This window comes from Lysobacter sp. KIS68-7 (genome assembly GCF_021284745.1).
GTDB lineage: Bacteria > Pseudomonadota > Gammaproteobacteria > Xanthomonadales > Xanthomonadaceae > Noviluteimonas.
Genome location: NZ_CP089925.1, coordinates 2,945,743 through 2,963,959, shown reverse-complemented (window position 1 = coordinate 2,963,959; position 18,217 = coordinate 2,945,743). Strand labels below are relative to the sequence as shown.

The following is an 18,217-nucleotide window of genomic DNA, read 5'->3' as shown; positions in this document are numbered from 1 at the left end:
CTTGGCACACGCCCAGCCCCATTCAGCCAATGCCCGGAACCACCGCGTCACTCCTCGTCATCTTCGGCGCCTCCGGCGACCTCGCGCAGCGCATGCTCCTGCCGTCGCTCTATGGCCTCCAGCACGCGGGCCTGCTGCCGGAGCGGCTGCGGATCCTCGGCACCGCGCGCAGCGAACTCGACGATACGGCCTTCCGCGCCAACGTCGCCGACGCCGTGCGCAAGCAGGTAAGCGCGCCGGACCTGGACGAGGCCTCGCTCGCCGCCTTGCTCGACCGCATGGCCCACCAGGCGGCGGACTCGGGCAACGCCGATTCGATGCGCGTGCTGGGTGAGCGCATCGCCGCGCTGCGCACCGGCGACGTGCTCTACCACCTGAGCACCGCGCCGCGCTTCTACGGCCCGATCTGCGATGCGCTCGGTGCGCTCGGCCTGGCCGGCGAGGGCACGCGCGTGATGCTCGAAAAGCCCATCGGCCACGACCTGGCGAGCGCCCGGGCGATCAACGATGGTGTCGCGCGCGTGTTCGACGAAGACCGCGTCTTCCGCGTCGACCACTACCTCGGCAAGGAAGGCGTGCAGAACCTGATCGCGCTGCGCTTCGGCAACGCGATGTTCGAACCGCTGTGGAATGCGCGCCACATCCAGCAGGTGCAGATCACCGTCGCCGAAACGGTCGGCGTGGAAGGGCGCGGCGATTACTACGACACCTCCGGCGCGATGCGCGACATGCTGCAGAACCATCTGCTGCAGTTGCTGTGCCTCACCGCGATGGAGCCGCCGGCGCGCTTCGAGCCCACCGCCGTGCGCAACGAGAAGATCAAGGTGCTGCGTTCGATGCGCCGCATCGGCCGCGCGGAAGTGCAGGCGGAAACCGTGTCCGGGCAATACACCTCGGGCGCGGTCGGTGGTCGCGTGGTGCCGGGATATACAGAAGAACTCGGCCGCGACAGCCGCACCGAAACCTTCGTGGCCATCCGCGCGCACATCGACAACTGGCGCTGGTCCGGCGTGCCGTTCTACCTGCGCACGGGCAAGCGCATGCCGCGGCGTTCCACCGAGATCCACCTGCAGTTCCGCTCGGTGCCGCATTCGATCTTCGATCCGAGCGCGCGCATTTCCCCGAACGCGCTGACGATCCGCCTGCAGCCGGAAGAACGCATCGAACTGCGGCTGATGAGCAAGACGCCGGGCCTGGATCGCGCGGGCCTGCGTTTGTCGCAGGTGGCGCTCGACCTGGACATGCACGAGGAATTCGCGGCCGCCTCGCGCCGTCCTGCTTACGAGCGCTTGTACCTGGATGCGCTCGAAGGCAACGGCACGCTGTTCGTGCGCCGCGACGAGACCGAAGCGGCCTGGGACTGGGTGGATGCGGTGCTCGACGGTTGGCGCGCCAACGACATCACGCCCCGTCCGTATCCCGCAGGCACCTGGGGCCCGGCGAGCGCGGTGGCGATGATCGAACGCCACGGGCATTCCTGGCGCGAGTGACGATGGCCTGGATCGAGCACGATCACGACACCGCCGACGCCTTGGCCGACGCGCTTGCGGACGCATTGTTCGCGACCACGCGCGCGGCCATCGCGACGCAGGGCCATGCATTGCTCGCGCTGGCGGGCGGGCGCACGCCGTGGCCGGCGTACCGTCGCTTCGCCGACATGCCGCTGGACTGGCACAAGGTCGCGCTGCTGCCCACCGACGAGCGCTGCGTGCCGCACGACCACGCGGCCTGCAACGTGCGCGAATTGCGCGAGGTGTTCGCGCCCGCCGACGGCGTGCGCATCGAATCGCTGACCGTCGACGACGGCGACCCGAACCGCTCGCAAGCCCATGCCCGGGCGCTGCTGGCGCGCTCGGCCGCGCCCTTCGATGCGATCGTGCTGGGCATGGGACTGGATGCGCATACCGCGTCGCTGTTCCCCGGCGCCGCGCAGCTCGCTGCCGCGCTGGACCCGTCGGACGAGCGCGGCGCGTATCGCATCGACCCCGTCCCGCTGCCGCCCGAAGCCCCGTTCCCGCGCATCACCCTGTCGCTCCCGCGGTTGCTGCAGGCGCGCACCTTGCACCTGGCCCTGTCGGGCGAGCCCAAGCGCGCGATACTGCGTCGTGCGCAAGCCGGCGGCCGCGACGCGCGCCTGCCGATTTCCGAAGTGCTGCACGCCCCCGGCGTTTCCGTGGACGTGCTCTGGAGTCCCTGATGCATCCCGTCACGGAACGCGTTACCCAACGCATCCTCGAACGCAGCCGACGCACGCGCGCCGACTATCTCGCGCGCATGGACGCCGCGGCGGGCGAAGGCCCGCATCGCGCGCGCCTGAGCTGCGGCAACCTGGCGCACGGCTTCGCCGCCTCGGGCGAAGACAAACCACGCCTGCGCGGCGCGCACACCGGCAACATCGGCATCGTCACCGCCTACAACGACATGCTCTCGGCGCACCAGCCGATGGAGCATTACCCGACGCTGATCCGCATGGCCGCGCGCAACGCGGGCGGCAGCGCGCAGGTCGCAGGCGGCGTGCCCGCGATGTGCGACGGCGTGACGCAGGGGCGCACGGGCATGGAGCTCTCGCTGTTCTCGCGCGACAACATCGCGATGGCCACCGCCGTTTCACTGTCGCACGACATGTTCGACGCGGTGCTGTGCCTGGGCGTGTGCGACAAGATCGTGCCGGGCCTGCTGATCGGCGCGCTGAGCTTCGGCCACCTGCCCGTGATGTTCGTGCCCGCCGGCCCGATGCCGCAGGGCCTGACCAACAAGGAAAAGGCCGCGGTCCGCCAGCGCTACGCGGAGGGCAAGGCCACGCGCGAGGAACTGCTGGATGCCGAAGCGGCCTCCTACCACGCGCCCGGCACCTGCACCTTCTACGGCACCGCCAATTCCAACCAGACGATGATGGAAGCGATGGGCCTGCACATGCCGGGCACCGCATTCGTCAATCCGGGCACGCCGCTGCGCGATGCGCTCACGGTGGCGTCGACGGAGCAGGTGCTGCGCGTTTCGGCCCTGGGCGATGACTATCGTCCGCTGTGCCGCACCATCGACGAGCGCGCCATCGTCAACGCGATGGCCGCGCTCGCGGCCACCGGCGGTTCGACCAACCACGCGATCCACCTGGTCGCGATGGCGCGCGCGGCGGGTGTGCTGATCGATTGGGACGACCTCGATGAACTTTCGCGCGTCACGCCGCTGATCGTGCGTGCGTATCCGAACGGCGCGGCGGACATCAACCACTTCCATGCGGCCGGTGGCATTGGCTTCGTGCTGCGCGAGCTGATCGACGCGGGGCTCGTGCACGCCGACATTCCGTGCGTGCATGGCGGCGACCTGCGACAGCAGGCGATGGAACCCTGGCTCGACGGCACCACGCTGAAATGGCGCGAGCCGCCGAAGGCTTCGCTCGATGCGAGTGTCGTGCGCACGGTGGCCGAACCGTTCGACAAGGAAGGCGGCCTGCGTCGCCTGCAAGGTAATTTGGGCCGCGCGATCGTGAAGATTTCCGCCGTCGATCCGCAGTACCGAAGGATCGATGCGCCCGCGCGCGTCTTCGATTCGCAGGACGACCTGCTGCGCGCGTTCAAGGCCGACGAACTGCGCGGCGATTTCGTCGCCGTCATCCGCGGCCAGGGCCCGCGCGCGAACGGCATGCCGGAGCTGCACAAGCTCACCCCGACGATGGCGGCAATGCAGGACCGCGGGCAGCGCGTCGCGTTGCTGACCGACGGGCGCATGTCCGGCGCCTCGGGCAAGGTGTTGTCGGCCATCCATGTCACGCCGGAAGCGTCCGACGCGGGCGCGATCGGGCGCATCCGCGATGGCGACCGCATCGTGATCGATTCGGAGGCGGGCACGATGGATGCCGTGGTCGCCGAGGCGGAATGGCATGCGCGCACGCCGCAGGCGGGCGACCTGTCGGCCAATCGCCACGGCATGGGGCGCGAGTTGTTCGCGATGATGCGCGCGCAGGTGGGCACGGCGGAGCAGGGCGGCAGCGCGCTGTTCCTGGATGAGGACAAAGTCCACGCGGCGCGGGGAGTGCATGCATGAGTGACGACGTCGCCCTGGTCGCCGACATCGGTGGCACCAATGCGCGTTTCGCGCTCACCGATCTGTCCGCGGCCACACCGACGCTGCGCGAAGCGAAGAGCCTTCCTGCGGCGGAGTTCGCGAGCCTGCAGCATGCGATCGAGCATTACCTCGGCGAAGTCGGCGTGCAGCCCAGGCGCGGTGCGCTCGCGGTGGCAAGCCCTGCCGACCGCGACGAGATCCGCCTCACCAACCGCGCCTGGTCCTTCAGCCGCAGCGAACTGCAGCGCATGCTCGGCTTCGACGAACTGCGGGTGATCAACGACTTCGGCGCGGTCGCGTGGGCGGTGCCTGCGCTCACGCCCGAGGACCGCACGACCCTGCACGGCCCGACCGCAGGCCCCTTGCGCGGCCCGGTGACCGTGATGGGCCCGGGCACGGGACTCGGCGTGGCGATGCTCGTCGGCAACGAAGCGCATTGGCACGTCGTGGAAACCGAAGGCGGGCATGTGAGCTTCGCGCCGCTGGGCGACGAAGAGCAGGCGATCGCGCGCTGGCTCACCTCGCAGTTCGGACGTTGCTCGAACGAGCGCGTGCTGTGCGGCGCGGGCCTGTCGCATGTCGACGCGGTCCTGCGCGGCAAGACCCACGACCTCGACGCACGCCCCGTGCTGCGCGATCCGGCGGACATCGTCGCCGCCGCGCTCGAAGGCCACGACGTCGCCGCGCGTCGCGCGCTCGCGCGCTTCTGCGCCGTGCTGGGCAGCGTGGCGGGCGATGCGGCGCTGATCCATGGGTCGCGCACGGTGGTGATCGCCGGCGGCATGGTGCCGCGCTTCATCCCGTTCCTGCGCAGCAGTGCGTTCCGCGAACGGTTCCTGGCGAAGGGGCGCTTCGTCGCCTACCTCGAAGGCGTGACCATCCATGTGATCACGCATCCACAACCCGGGTTGCTCGGGGCCGCGATGTCGCTGCGCGCCGGCACGAAGGAGGGCACATGAGCCGTTGGAACATCGATACGCGGCAACAGGCCGTCGATGCCGTCCTCGCGCGCGCGCCGGTGATGCCGGTGCTGCGCATCGACCGCATCGAAGACGCGGTGCCGCTCGCGCGCACGCTCGTCGAGAACGGACTGCCCGTGCTGGAAGTGACCCTGCGCACCGGCGTGGCCTTCGCTGCGATCGAAGCGATCGCGCGCGAAGTGCCCGAAGCCGTGGTGGGCGCGGGCACCGTGCTGCGTGCCGCCGACATGGGCGCGGTCGCCGATGCCGGCGCCGTGTTCGCCATCTCGCCCGGCGCCACCGATGCGTTGTATGCCGCCGCGGAGAACGTCGCGATTCCCTACATCCCCGCCATCGCAACGGCCAGCGAGCTCATGCGCGGCATGGACGCGGGCCACGTGCGCTTCAAGTTCTTCCCCGCCGAATCCAGCGGGGGCCTCGGTGCGCTGCGTGCCTTCGCGGGGCCGTTCGCGCACGTGAAGTTCTGCCCGACCGGCGGCATCGACGCCGCGAAGGCGCCGGCGTATCTCGCGCTGCCGAACGCGATCACGGTGGGCGGCTCGTGGATGGTGCCGAACGAGGCCCTCGCAGCGCGCGACTGGGCCACCATCGGCGCACTCGCGAAAGCCTGCACGACCCTGCGGGGCTGATCGCCCTCCGGTTTTCCTACACGCACGCGCGGCGTCGCCCGATGCCGCGGCGCACGCGTGTGCGCGACGCTGGCCATTCCCAACGGAATGGAGCGACCCAATGCGGGCCGAAGCGGTGAAGATCGGAATGAAGGAAGGCGAACTGCGTGCGGCGCTGGGTGCGCCTTACCGCGTGCAGTTGGCGGGTGCGTCGATGGTGTACCGCTGGCAGGACGCGGCCGGCGAAGACGCGGGCGAGTGGTTGCGCGTGCGCCTGCGGCGCGTGCGTGGGCAGGGCTTGTCGCATGCGGTGGTCGACCAGGTCGAAGGCCGCTGCGGCGGCGTGGCGATCGCGATGCCCTGACGCAAAAAAAGACCCCTGCCGGTTCGCACCGGCAGGGGCAGGAGGGGTACTGCGTTTTTCGTGGATCAGAACTTGTAGCTGACGCCCAGCAGGTAGGTGCGGCCCCACTCGATGTTCTCGAGCGGGCGGTCCTTCGTGGTGGCGTAGGTGCGGTAGGCCTCGTTCGTCAGGTTCGTCGCCTGCAGCAGGAGCGTCACGCCCTTGAACGTGGAGTTCTCACCGAAGGCGTAGCTGACCTGCGCGTCGGTCTGGCTCTCGCCTTCGACGTAGCGCAGCGTGCGGTTCGCGGCGAAGTTGCTGATCTCGCCGATGAAGTCCGAGCGCCAGCGCTGGCTGATGCGCGCTTCGAAACCGTTGTTCTCGTAGTAGCCCGTGAAGTTGGCGACCTTGTCCGACAGGCCCGGCAGGGAGATGTTCGAACTGCCCACGCTGGAGGCGCTGTCCGGATCGACGATGGCGATGTCGCTGTCGAAGAAGCCGGCGCTGGCGATGAAGCCGAAGCCGTCCGCCTGTTCCCAGAACAGGTCGAGCGGCAGCGACGCCGTCAGTTCGAGGCCCTGCAGGTAACCGCCCTTGCCGTTGTACGGGGCCTGGAACTGGCCGAAGTTGGTCGTGACGATCGCCTGCTGGTCCGGCGGCATCTGCGCGATGAACGGCGAGAAGTCGTACTCGCGCGACTGGGTGTAGATGTAGGTGCGCAGGTCCTTGTAGAACGCCGCGGCCGACACGTAACCCTTGGTGCCGTTGAAGTACTTCTCGTACGAGACGTCATACGAGTTGGCCAGCCACGGATCGAGCTGCGGGTTGCCGCCGGAGCCACCCGGGATGCCGGTGGCCGTGGAGATGCCGAACTCGAACGAAGCGCGGAGCTGGTCGAGGCGGGCGCGCGCGATCTGGCGGGCCGCACCGAAGCGCAGCGTCTGGTCGTGCGAGAACGAGAACGCCAGGTTCAGGCTCGGCAGGTAGTCGGTGTAGGTCTTGCCGTTCTCGTACGGACGCGAGTTCTGGCCGGCCGGCTGCGAGGCGTCCCAGTAGTTCGACGACGAGGACTGGTCGGTGTGCTGGATCTGCATGCCGATGTTGCCGCGCACCGGGATCGAGCCCCAGGTGGTGTCGATGTTCGCGCGCAGCCAACCGGTGCTGATCGTTTCGTCGACGGTCCAGGCCTTGGCGACCAGGTAGTTGGCGTTTTCGTTCGGCGCGAAGGTCATGTAACGCGCGACCGCGGCCGGCACGTTCCAGGACGGGATCATGCCGACGCCGGCGAAGCCGAGGTCGACCAGGCCGTACTGCAGGTCGTCGCCGATCGAGGTGATGCCCTGCGCGCCGAGGTTGATGTTGCCTTCGGGCTGGTGCTTGACCTTCTCGCGGTCGCCGTAGTGCGCGCCGATGTCGAAGTCCGCGAACACGTTCTGGAGGAACGGCATCGGGATGTTGGCGTTGACGTTGAAGCCCTTGAGCTCGTCGACGACGTTCGGCGTCTTGCCGTAGCCCGAGCCGTAGATCGTGTTGGCCAGGAACAGCGCATGCGAGTTCGAGTAGTCGAGCGTCGGATGCAGCGTCGCGAAGCCGCCCTGCGGGAACGACAGCGTCAGCGTGTCGAACGTCGGGTTCGGCAGCAGCTGCGTGTTGTTTTCCAGCTGCACTTCATCGCGCGTGGACTTCGACCAGCTCAGGTCGGCGGTGACGTTCGCCTCGCCGAACTTCATCTGGTTGTTCCAACCCACGCCGTTGATCGTGTCCTCGCGCTTTTCGTACATGCCGCGCACGAGCGGGTAGGTGTTCGTCAGCGTGCCACCGGTGAGGGTGCCGTTGCTGTTGACGGTCGGATCCCACACCTGGGTGACGTTGTTGCCGTTGTAGTTGAAGTTGGCTTCGAACTGGTTCGCGGTGTCTTCCTGCACGGCGGAGGTGTGGAAGATGTCCAGCGTGCTCGTCCACTCGGCGATCGGGGCGAACTGCAGCGTGCCCATGAACGCATTGCGGCGGATGTAGCCGGTGCGGCGAAGGGCCTTCGCGCCGTCGGTCACGTACGTGCCGGCGGGGACGCCCGCGCGGCCGGCGACCTGCCACGGTTCGTACAGGCCGGTCTGCTCTTCCTGGATCGGCGTGTCGGAGTGCGAGAAACCGAGCGCAATGCCGATCTCGCGGTTCATGAACTGGCCGATGTAGCTGGCGTTGAGGCGGTTGCCGTTGCCGTCGGCGTTCGCCGCCGAGCCCAGCGAGTTGCGCTGGTAACGGGCGCTGAGCGCAACGACCGGCTTTTCGAAGTCGAGCGGGCGCACGGTGCGCATGTCGATCGTGCCCGACAGGCCCTGGCCCACGAGGGCGGCGTCCGGCGTCTTGTAGACGGTGACGCCGGCCATCAGTTCGGACGGATACTGGTCGAACTCGACGCTGCGGTTGTCGCCCGTGCTGACCATTTCGCGGCCGTTGAGCAGCGTGGTCGAGAAGTCCGGCGACAGGCCGCGGATGGAGATCACCTGCGCACGGCCGCCGACGCGCTGGGCGGCGAGGCCCGGCAGGCGGGCGATGGATTCGGCGATGGAGACGTCGGGCAGCTTGCCGATGTCTTCGGCGGAGATCGCTTCGACGATCGAAGTCGACTCGCGCTTGGTGTTGATCGCGTCTTCGATACCGGTACGGATACCGACGACGGTGACGGTTTCGAGCTGGCTCGCCTGCTGCTGTTGCGCAGTGCGCTTCTTGGCCTGGTCCTGCGTGGTGGTCCCGGTCTGCGCGGTCTGGTCCTGCGCGCTCGGGCCCTTGTCAGGCGTGGTGTTCGTGGTCGACTGCGCCATGGCGCCGGTCGCCAGCATCATGGTGGCCGAAGCCAGCGCGACACTGAGCAGGTTGCGTTTCAGGTGCTGCATTGTTCCCCTCCGGAAGAAGTCATTTCCCCGTCGGCGATGGTAGGGGTAGCGCTACCGCCGGTAACTTTTTTGCATACGTATTCATTGCAAGCGGGTGACGGGGCCCGGCACGCGGGTCCCGGCGCATGGAATAGTCCGCGCACCACCGATCCCGCCTTTCCGCGAGGCTGCATGCATTCAGGTCCGCGCCCGTCGCCCGCAAGGCCTGCCACCAAAAGGTGGCGGCTCGGCATGGGCCTGGGCGTCGGGATGCTCGCCACCGCGGCCTTCGCGGCGGATCCGGCACCCGCGACGGGCCCGCGCGACGTGCCGTCGCCCGACTGGCGCGACCAGGTCGTCTACTTCCTGATGATCGACCGCTTCGCCAACGGCGACCGGGGCAACGACGACCAGGGCGCGGGCGAGACCGACCCGGCCGACAACGCGAAATACAGCGGCGGCGACCTGCGCGGCGCGCGCGAGCGCATCGCCTACATGCGCGACCTCGGGGCGACGGCGGTCTGGATCACGCCGCCGGTGGCCAACCAATGGTGGAACCCGAAGGCGCATTACGGCGGTTACCACGGGTACTGGGCGACGGACTTCGGCTCGGTCGACAAGCATTTCGGCACGCTCCAGGACTACCAGGCCTTCGCGCAGGCGCTGCACGGCGACGGCATGTACCTGATCCAGGACGTGGTGGTGAACCACGTTGCCGATTTCTTCCATTACGCCGCGCTGCCCGATCCGAAGGACCCCGCGCGCGGGCTGTCCTTCGTGCGCGACACGCAGGGGCAGGGCGCCCCGACGCAGGCGCCCTTCAATCGCAATGATCCGCGCGATCCCGCGCAACGCGCGCAGGCGATCTATCACTGGACGCCGGACATCGTCGATTTCACCAACGACACGCAGCGACTGACCTGGCAGAACGCGGGCCTCGACGACCTGAATGCGGAGTCGCCCGAAGTGCGCCGCGCGTTGCGCGCGAGCTACGGCAAGTGGATCCGCGAGGTCGGCGTGGACGCCTTCCGCGTCGATACCGCGCTGTACGTGCCGCCCGAGTACTTCGCGGACTTCCTGCGCGCCGATGATCCGCAGGCGCCCGGCATCCTGCGCGTGGCCGAAGCGACGGGTCGCAAGGACTTCCATGTATTCGGCGAGGCCTTCGCCTCCGACAAGCCCTTCGAGGACAAGCAGGCCAGGCGCATCGATGCCTACATGCGCGCGCCCGATGGCACGCCCTACATGCCGGGCATGCTCGACTTCCCCTTGTATGCCACCGCGACCGACGTGTTCGCGCGTGGTGCGCCCACGAAGCAACTCGGCTGGCGCATCGAAGACCGCATGCGCGTGTTCGCCGATCCGTGGCGCATGGCGACCTTCATCGACAACCACGATGTCGACCGCTTCCTCGCCAGCGGGGACGAGGCCGGCTTGAAGCAGGCGCTGCTGATGCTGATGACGCTGCCGGGCATGCCCGTGATCTGGCAGGGCACGGAGCAGGGCTTCACCGGGATGCGGACGGCGATGTTCGCCGGTGGTTTCGGGGCACAGGGACGCGATCATTTCGATGAGGACGCGCCGCTGTACCGCTACCTGCAGCGCGCCATCGCATTGCGACGCGGGGACAAGGTACTCAGTCGCGGGACGCCGGAGGTGCTGCGCAGCAATGCCGCGGGGCCGGGCGTGCTGGCGTACTGGATGAAGGACGGCAGCGGTGAAGCGCGGCTCGTCGTGTTCAACACGGCCAACCACAAGGCGCTGCTCGACAACCTCCCGACGGGGCTCGCCGCGGGCGACCTGCTGCGCAACGTGTTCGCGATCGACGGCAAGGGGCGCGACCTGGACGTCGGCGGCTACGGGAATGTCTCCATGGTGCTGCCGCCGCGCTCGGGATACGTGTGGCGGGCGGAGACGCGGGACACCGCCGTCATCGACGACACGGAGTATCCGGAACTGGATGACCTGCCGCGCGAGATCTTCGAGGGCGACTTCGACGTGCAGGGGGCGAACCTCGTGCCCGGCGACGTTCGCGTCGTCGTCGACGAGGACTACGACCACCCGATGCCCATCACGCGGCAAGGCGCGCACTGGCGCGCCCGCATCGACACGAGCGCGATGCTCGACCCGGCGATCGAACACACCGTCGTAGCGTGGATGGACGGCGTGGGCGCCAGTGAACGCCGCACCTTCCATGTCGCGCGTCCGTGGACGCCAGCGGCCTCCATCGACGATCCGCTCGGCGACGACACCGGTCCCGGCGGCCGTTACACCTATCCCACCGAAGCCACCTTCGCGCCGCGCCAGGGCGACATCGAGCACGTCGACGTCGCCACCTCCGGTGGCACGCTGCGCGTCACGGTGCGCATGCGCGCGATCACGACCACGTGGAATCCGCCGAACGGTTTCGACCACGTGGCGTTCTCGGTGTTCGTCGACGTGCCGGGCATGCAGGGCGGCGCGCGTGCCATGCCGAACCAGTTCGCCGACCTGCCCGACACCATGCGCTGGGACGTGCACCTGCGTGCGAACGGGTGGGGCCGCGCCATGTTCGATGCACGCAGCGCATCCGCGACGAACGAAGGCACGCCCTCGGCGAGCACCGCGCTCGTCGACGTCGATGCCGCCGCACGCACCGTCACCTTCACGTTCCCGGCCGCCTCGCTCGGCCGCGCCACCGACCTGGCGGGCGCGCGCGTGTACGTGACGACCTGGGACTACGACGGCGGCTGGCGCGCCTTGCGCCCCGTCGCGGCCGATTACGCCTTCGGTGGCGGCGATCCCGCGCGCGATCCGCGCGTGCTGGATGCCGTCGGACCGATCACCATTCCAAAGCACTGACCCTCGGGGGAGGACCGCACCAATGAGTACCGCTGTTCCTGCAATCGACCAACACGCGACGATGCGCGTGGTGTGGATCACCGCCGCCGCTGCGTTGGGCGGCTTCCTGTTCGGCTACGACACCGCCGTGATCAACGGCGCGGTGGATGCGATGCGCGGGGCCTTCGGGCTGAGCGCGGCGGCCACCGGCTTCGCGGTGTCCTGCGCGTTGATCGGTTCGGCGATCGGTGCGTGGTACGCCGGTCCGCTCGCCGACAAGTACGGCCGCGTGGCGACGATGCGCGTGGCGGCGGTGTTGCTTGCCATCAGCGCGCTCGGCGCAGGCCTGGCCTTCGGCGTGTGGGACCTGATCCTGTGGCGCGTCGTCGGCGGCATTGGCGTGGGCGTCGCTTCGGTGATCGCGCCGACCTACATCGCCGAGGTGTCGCCGGCGCACGTGCGCGGACGACTCGGTTCCTTGCAACAACTCGCCATCGTGCTCGGCATCTTCGCGTCCTTGTTGAGCGATGCGTGGCTCGCCAATACCGCGGGCGGCGCAGCGCAGCCCTTGTGGCTCGGCCTGGATGCGTGGCGCTGGATGTTCCTCGTCGCCGTGGTGCCTGCGTTGATCTACGGCGCGCTGGTGTTCGCTGTGCCCGAATCGCCGCGCCACCTGGCCGCGAAGGGCCGCTTCGACGAAGCGCGTCGCGTGCTGCGCGACGTGCTGAACCTGCGCAACGACGCCGCACTCGACGCCAAGCTGGCGGAGATCCGCGACAGCCTGCGCACCGAGTACGTCCCGCGCCTGTCGGACCTGCGCGGCCCGCGCATGGGCCTGCTGCCGATCGTGTGGGTGGGCATCCTGCTGTCGGTGTTCCAGCAGTTCGTCGGCATCAACGTGATCTTCTATTACTCCTCCACCTTGTGGCATTCGGTGGGCTTCAGCGAATCCGATTCGTTCAACATCACGGTGGCGACCTCGGTGGTCAACGTGCTGGTCACGCTGGTCGCGATCGCGCTGGTGGACAAGGTCGGTCGCAAGCCGCTGCTGCTCGTCGGTTCGGCCGGCATGGCGGTGACGCTCGGCCTGATGGCGGTGTGCTTCTCGCACGCGGTCGGCACCGGCGCACAGCTCACGCTGCCGGGCATGTGGGGGATCACGGCGCTGATCGCCGCCAACCTCTACGTCGTGGCCTTCGGACTGAGCTGGGGCCCGATGGTGTGGGTGCTGCTGGGCGAGATGTTCCCGAACCGCATCCGCGCGATCGCGCTCGCAGTGGCGGCGTCCGCGCAGTGGATGGCGAACTTCGCGATCACCGCGACCTTCCCGAGCCTGGCCGAGATGGGCCTGAGCTTCGCCTATGGCCTGTATGCCGCGTTCGCGGTGCTGTCCTTCGTGTTCGTGCAGCGTGCGGTGCGCGAAACCAAGGGCATGGAACTGGAAGCGATGACGGGCTAGTGCCCGTAAGCCCAAAGCAGGAAATCCGGCAGCATCGCCGCCCAGGCCCATTGGCGATGCTGCCCGTTCTTGAGCTCGACCACCTTCACCTGCGTGCCGCCCTTGCGTAGCAGGGCGGCCACTTCGTTGGCGTCGTCGATGACATCGATGACGCCGTCGTGGTCGCGGTCGCTCGTCTCTTCGGCCGTCCCCGCAGCGAAGTAGGCACGCAAGGCCGGGTGGGGTGCATCGCGCGCGACGATCCCTGCGGCGAGGCGCTGGTCCTTCGCGTCGGCGATCCAGAACGACGGCGAGAACGCACCGAGGCGCGCGAACACGTCGGGATACTGCCAGGCGAGGTCGAAAGCGTTGAGGCCGCCGAGCGACCACCCGAGCACGGTGCGGCCCTCGGGCGTTGCCTGCGTCGAATACTGCGCATCGACCCACGGCACGAGCGTTTGCGCCACCCACTGCGAGTACGCATGCGCATTCGCGCCCACGTCGCCGTACTTCGTCGGACCGACGACGCTGCGGGCGGCCTGGCGATCGGACAGGCCATACCCGGCCATCCGGTCCTTAGGCATCGTGATCGCGACGAGGATCAGCGGGGCGATCGCGTGGCGGTCGTAGAGCACCTGCAGCGTTTCGCGCACGCGCACCGGGTCGAGATCCTGGCCATCGTCCATGTAGAGGACGGGGTAGCGCAGCTGCGGGTCGTAATGCGGCGGGAGCTGGATGTCGAGGCGGAGGTTTTCGGGCTGCGAGACGGCTTGCGCAGCCGGTGTCGCAGCGAGCGTCGCGGGCAGCGTGGTGGTGACCAGTGGCGGCAGCGCCTGCGTCGAACCCGGCTGCACGAAGACGACGGCGGTGCGCGCGGGGATGTCGAAGCGACCGGTGGGAGCGTCGAAGGTCGCCGTGGTGGCGCGCTTGTCGGCGGCCTCGGGTGCCTGATGCACCGGATGCAGCGACCACGCCTCGCCACGCGCACTGTCGATCACCACCGAACGGGGCGCTTCATCGGCATTGAGGAACACCATCGCTCCGCCGAAGTTCGCATCCGGCAGACCCTGGCCGTCGATGTGCGCGATGACCAGGCGTGCATCGTTGCCCGCGGGGAAGCTGACGCGCTTGCGCACTTCGCCGGCGGAACGCAGGTGGAAGAGCGAGGTGCTGGCGCGGATGCGGAGCAGGTCGCGGAAAGCGTCGCGCGTCCACGCGATGTCCCGTGGCGTGGGCTTGATGCGTGCGGCGTCGGCGAGCAGCGGGCGCATCGCGTCCAGGTCCTGCGCGTTGTCCTGCGCAGGAGGCAGGCCGGCGCCGAAGCCATTGTCGGTGTACGTCCAGTCGAGGCGGTTGAACGCGTCGCCCGAGTCGTAGCTGTTGCGATCGAGCGACTTCGAACGCAGCACGTCGATGCCGGCGTGCCAGTAAGCGACGCCCTGGCTGAAGGCGGTGGTCGCCGCGGCCAGGAGCTGCACGCGGGCGCGGTCTTCGGTCGACGTGTCGCGCGGGAGTTTCCACACGCCGATGTCGAACAGCGTCTGGTTGTCGTGGTTCTCGACGTAGTTGACGACTTCGTTCGGCGATTGGGCATAGCCCGCGGGCTGGCCGTTGTACTGGACCTGTTTCCCATCGACCGTCGGGCCGCCGCGCAAGGTGCCCGCCAGGCCCACGCGCACCAGGTCCGCGAGGTGCGGATCGTTCGCGCCGTTGCTCCATCCCTTCGCGTCGATCAGCGCCGGCACGTGGTCACCGGGTCCGCCACCGCGCACCGCATCGCGCGCACGGTCGCTGAAGGTCGCGATGTCCGAGCCGCCCAGCGCCGACTGCGAGGCCTGCACGAAGCGCTTGCCGTCCGCGACTTCGCCGAAGTTCCAGCCTTCGCCGATCAGCTGGACGTTGCGGCCGATCGGGCTGCTGCGCAATTCGTCGCGCAACTGCTCCATCACCGCGCGCGGCTGGTGGCCCATCAGGTCGAAGCGGAACGAATCGATGCCGAAATGCGCCGCCCATTGCAGGACCGAATCGCGCATGAGTTTGCCCATCATGCGGTGCTCGGTGGCGGTGTTCGCGCAGCACGTGGAGCGTTCGACTTCGCCCTTTGCATCCAGGCGGTGGTAGTAACCCGGCACGATGCGATCGAGCACCGAGGCTTCGTCCTGGCCCGACGCGGACGTGTGGTTGTAGACGACGTCCATGCCCACGCGCAGGCCCGCCGCGTGCAGGGCCTGCACCATCCGGCGGAATTCGACGATGCGCGCCAGGCCGTCGGGATCGGTGGCGTAACTGCCTTCGGGCGCGCTGAAGTGCGCGGGCTCGTAGCCCCAGTTGAAGCAGTCCTTGTTGCCGGACGCGGCGGGATCGCAACCGCGCTCGGGCACCACGCTGAAGTCGAACACCGGCAGCAGGTGCACGTCGGTGATGCCCGCATCGGCGAGCGCGCGCAGGTGGCGCATGCCGTTGGAGTCGGGATGCGTGAACGCCAGGTACTTGCCGCGGTGTTCGGCGGGCACGGTGTCGTCGTCGCGCGAGAAGTCGCGGACGTGGAGTTCGTAGATCGACAGGTCGACGTTGTGGTCGATGCGGCGGGGCGGCTGCGCGCCGACCCAGCCGGGCGGAAGCGTGTCGCGCGCGTTGAGGTCGACGGTGAAGCTGCGCTTGCCGTTGGCCGAGAGCCCGATCGAATAGGGATCGGTGACGCGGTTGCGCACCAGGCCGACGCCGGGGACGAAGACGTCGACGAGATAAGCGTAGTAGAGGCCGGGCGCATCGCCCGACACGGCACCCCACGCACCGGTGTCTGCGGCTCGCGACAAGGGCAACAGCGCCTGCGAGGGCGCCTGCGGGCCACCGAACAGGCAGACGGCCACGTTGCGCGCGGTCGGCGCCCAGACATCAAAGCGCCCACCGCCGTCATGGAAGCGCGCACCGAATCCCACGTTTTCGTCGCCTGCGTACAAGGCATCGAGCGCGCCGGGGATCTGCAGGCGCGTGGCGTCAGCGACGCTGCCATCCGCGTTCTCGCGCACGAGCACGACGTCATCGCGCAGCAGCGCACGCACGTCGACCGACTCGGGCACGCGGAAGCGCGGACCGTCACCGATGAAGCGGAATTGCGCCGCGAGTTCCTTCGGCAGCGCTTCGTCGAACGGCGCCAGCGCGATCGGCGCGCCGCGTGCACGCTTCAACCGATAGCGCCCGTTTTCAGGTGCCCCCGGCCACTGCAGCGTCGTCCCGTCCAGCCAGTACGCGCGCGCATCGCGCGCCGCGAACTTCGCGGGCGCGAGCAACCTCGTCGATCCGGGCTTGTCGCAATCCGCCTGCGTCGGCCCCGCCGCGAGCGCCGGTCCACCGACCAGCGCCAGCCACAGTGCCACGACCACGCGCTGCATCCTCACACCGCGGCGTAACACACGCCGCGCGGCAGCAGCACCACGCGACCGTCGACGATGCGCGCATCGTTCACCGGCGCACCGTCGAACAGCTGTGCGTGCGCGTGGCTCGCCGGCAAGGTCCACTCGACATCGCGTTCGGAGAGGTTGAACGCCACGAGCAGGGATTGCCCAGCCTCGCGTCGCACGAAGGCGAGCACCGGCTCGGGCGCGTCGAGGAAGGCGATGTCCCCCGTGCGCAGCGCCGGCTGGTCCTTGCGCCACCCCAGGAAACGACGGACCGCGTTCAGCACCGACGACGCGTCGGACTCCTGTGCAACGACACTCATGGCGCGATGCGCCTCCGGGATGGGCAACCAAGGCGTTTGTTCGCTGAAGCCGCCGTCCTGCGTCCACGGCATCGGCGTGCGGCATCCGTCGCGGCCCTTGAAGTTGGGCCAGAACGCGATGCCATAGGGATCCTGCAAGGCTTCGTAAGGCACGTCGGCTTCGGTGAGACCGAGCTCTTCGCCCTGGTACAGGCACACCGAGCCGCGCAGCGAGCACACGAGCGCGACGAGCTGGCGCGCGAGCGCAGGGTTCGGACCACCGCCGCCCCAGCGCGTCACCGCGCGCACGACGTCGTGGTTCGACACGGCCCAGCACGGCCAGCCGTGGGGCATGCGCGCTTCGATCGTTTCCACCGTCGCGCGGATGTAGGACGCCGTGCTGTCGTCGGTCAGCAGTTCGAAGCTGTAGCCCATGTGCAGGCGCTGGTCGCCGACGTATTCGGCCATCGTCGCCAGCGAGTCTTCCGAGGAGATCTCGCCGAGCGCGGCGGCGCCGGGATAGCGGTCGAGCAGGGCGCGCAGGTCTTCCAGGAAGCGCAGGTTTTCCGGTTGCGTGTTGTTGTGCCAGTGGTACTGGTAGGCATACGGGTTGTCCGCGCTGAAGCCGCGGCCCGTGCGCAGTTCCGCCGGCTTGGGCGGGTTGTCGCGCAGCTTCGCGTCGTGGAAGCAGAAATTGATGGCGTCCAGGCGCAGGCCGTCCACGCCGCGCTCGAGCCAGAACTTCACGTTGTCCAGCGTCGCTTCGCGCACGGCCGGGTTGTGGAAGTTCAGGTCGGGCTGCGAGGCGAGGAAGTTGTGCAGGAAGTACTGCTCGCGCCGCGGTTCCCAGCGCCACGCCACGCCGCCGAAGATCGACAGCCAGTTGTTGGGCGGCGTGCCGTCCGGGCGCGGGTCGGCCCACACGTACCAGTCGTGCTTCGCGTTGTCGCGCGAGGCGCGGCTTTCGGTGAACCAGGCGTGCTCGATCGAGGTGTGGCTGAGCACCTGGTCGATCATCACGCGCAGGCCGAGGCCGTGCGCCTTGGCGAGCAGGCGATCGAAGTCCTCCAGCGTGCCGAACAACGGATCGACTGCGCGGTAATCCGCGATGTCGTAACCGAAATCGGCCATCGGCGACTTGAAGAACGGCGAGATCCAGATCGCGTCGACGCCCAGGCGGGCGACGTACTCGAGCTTCTCGAGGATGCCCGGCAGGTCGCCGACCCCGTCGCCGTCGGTGTCCAGGTAGCTACGCGGGTAGATCTGGTAGATCACCGCGCCGCGCCACCACCTTGTGTTGTCCATGCATCCCCTCCGCGATGGCGCCATGATTCCACCGGCGCGCGCGCCGCCGCGATGAATACGTTTGCAAGACGCACGGCCGCACAGG

General features: G+C 68.7%; 11 protein-coding genes. 8 read left to right on the top strand and 3 right to left on the bottom strand.

The window, feature by feature from the left end; all coding sequences use genetic code 11:
- The first annotated feature begins 29 nt into the window (after window positions 1-29).
- From zwf to LVB87_RS14215, 6 genes are all read left to right on the top strand, one after another.
- Window positions 30-1,490 (top strand): glucose-6-phosphate dehydrogenase, encoded by a 1,461-nt coding sequence (gene zwf, locus LVB87_RS14240; protein ID WP_232898612.1) that lies wholly within the window; start codon window positions 30-32, stop codon window positions 1,488-1,490.
- Between the two features lie 2 nt (window positions 1,491-1,492).
- Window positions 1,493-2,197 carry a 6-phosphogluconolactonase gene (gene pgl, locus LVB87_RS14235; RefSeq protein WP_232898611.1) on the top strand — a complete coding sequence of 235 codons (705 nt, stop codon included), beginning with the start codon at window positions 1,493-1,495 and terminating at the stop codon, window positions 2,195-2,197.
- The gene (gene edd, locus LVB87_RS14230) at window positions 2,197-4,044 is read left to right on the top strand and encodes a phosphogluconate dehydratase (RefSeq protein ID WP_232898610.1); all 1,848 of its coding nucleotides are present in this window, start codon (window positions 2,197-2,199) and stop codon (window positions 4,042-4,044) included. Before pgl ends, edd begins: the two co-directional genes overlap by 1 nt.
- A complete protein-coding gene (gene glk, locus LVB87_RS14225; RefSeq protein ID WP_232898609.1) occupies window positions 4,041-5,024 on the top strand; it encodes a glucokinase in 984 nt (327 codons plus the stop codon). The genes edd and glk overlap by 4 nt, the downstream gene beginning before the upstream one ends.
- Window positions 5,021-5,674, top strand: coding sequence for a bifunctional 4-hydroxy-2-oxoglutarate aldolase/2-dehydro-3-deoxy-phosphogluconate aldolase (gene eda / locus LVB87_RS14220; protein WP_232898608.1), 654 nt, complete (start codon window positions 5,021-5,023; stop codon window positions 5,672-5,674). Before glk ends, eda begins: the two co-directional genes overlap by 4 nt.
- Window positions 5,675-5,774: 100 nt before the next feature.
- Entirely contained in the window at window positions 5,775-6,017 is a 243-nt protein-coding gene (locus LVB87_RS14215) for a hypothetical protein (RefSeq protein ID WP_232898607.1), read from the top strand.
- A 65-nt stretch (window positions 6,018-6,082) separates the two neighbouring features.
- Here the strand turns inward: LVB87_RS14215 and LVB87_RS14210 are convergent, their stop codons facing one another.
- Window positions 6,083-8,890 carry a TonB-dependent receptor gene (locus tag LVB87_RS14210; RefSeq protein WP_232898606.1) on the bottom strand — a complete coding sequence of 936 codons (2,808 nt, stop codon included), beginning with the start codon at window positions 8,888-8,890 and terminating at the stop codon, window positions 6,083-6,085.
- Window positions 8,891-9,121: 231 nt separating this feature from the next.
- Between LVB87_RS14210 and LVB87_RS14205 the strand changes: the two genes are divergently transcribed.
- Together LVB87_RS14205 and LVB87_RS14200 are read left to right on the top strand one after the other, a co-directional pair.
- Window positions 9,122-11,710, top strand: a complete 2,589-nt coding sequence (locus LVB87_RS14205; protein WP_232898605.1) for an alpha-amylase family glycosyl hydrolase — start codon at window positions 9,122-9,124, stop codon at window positions 11,708-11,710.
- 22 nt (window positions 11,711-11,732) lie between these two features.
- A complete protein-coding gene (locus LVB87_RS14200) occupies window positions 11,733-13,148 on the top strand; it encodes a sugar porter family MFS transporter (RefSeq protein ID WP_232898604.1) in 1,416 nt (471 codons plus the stop codon).
- Here LVB87_RS14200 and LVB87_RS14195 read toward each other — a convergent pair.
- Together LVB87_RS14195 and LVB87_RS14190 are read right to left on the bottom strand one after the other, a co-directional pair.
- Window positions 13,145-16,519: an alpha-1,6-glucosidase domain-containing protein gene (locus tag LVB87_RS14195; protein WP_232898603.1), complete on the bottom strand. Its 3,375-nt coding sequence runs from the start codon at window positions 16,517-16,519 to the stop codon at window positions 13,145-13,147. The two genes, LVB87_RS14200 and LVB87_RS14195, sit on opposite strands and share 4 nt — an antisense overlap.
- A 2-nt stretch (window positions 16,520-16,521) precedes the next feature.
- Complete coding sequence (locus LVB87_RS14190) at window positions 16,522-18,132, bottom strand: alpha-glucosidase family protein (RefSeq protein WP_232898602.1); 1,611 nt, start codon at window positions 18,130-18,132, stop codon at window positions 16,522-16,524.
- Window positions 18,133-18,217: the final 85 nt, after the last annotated feature.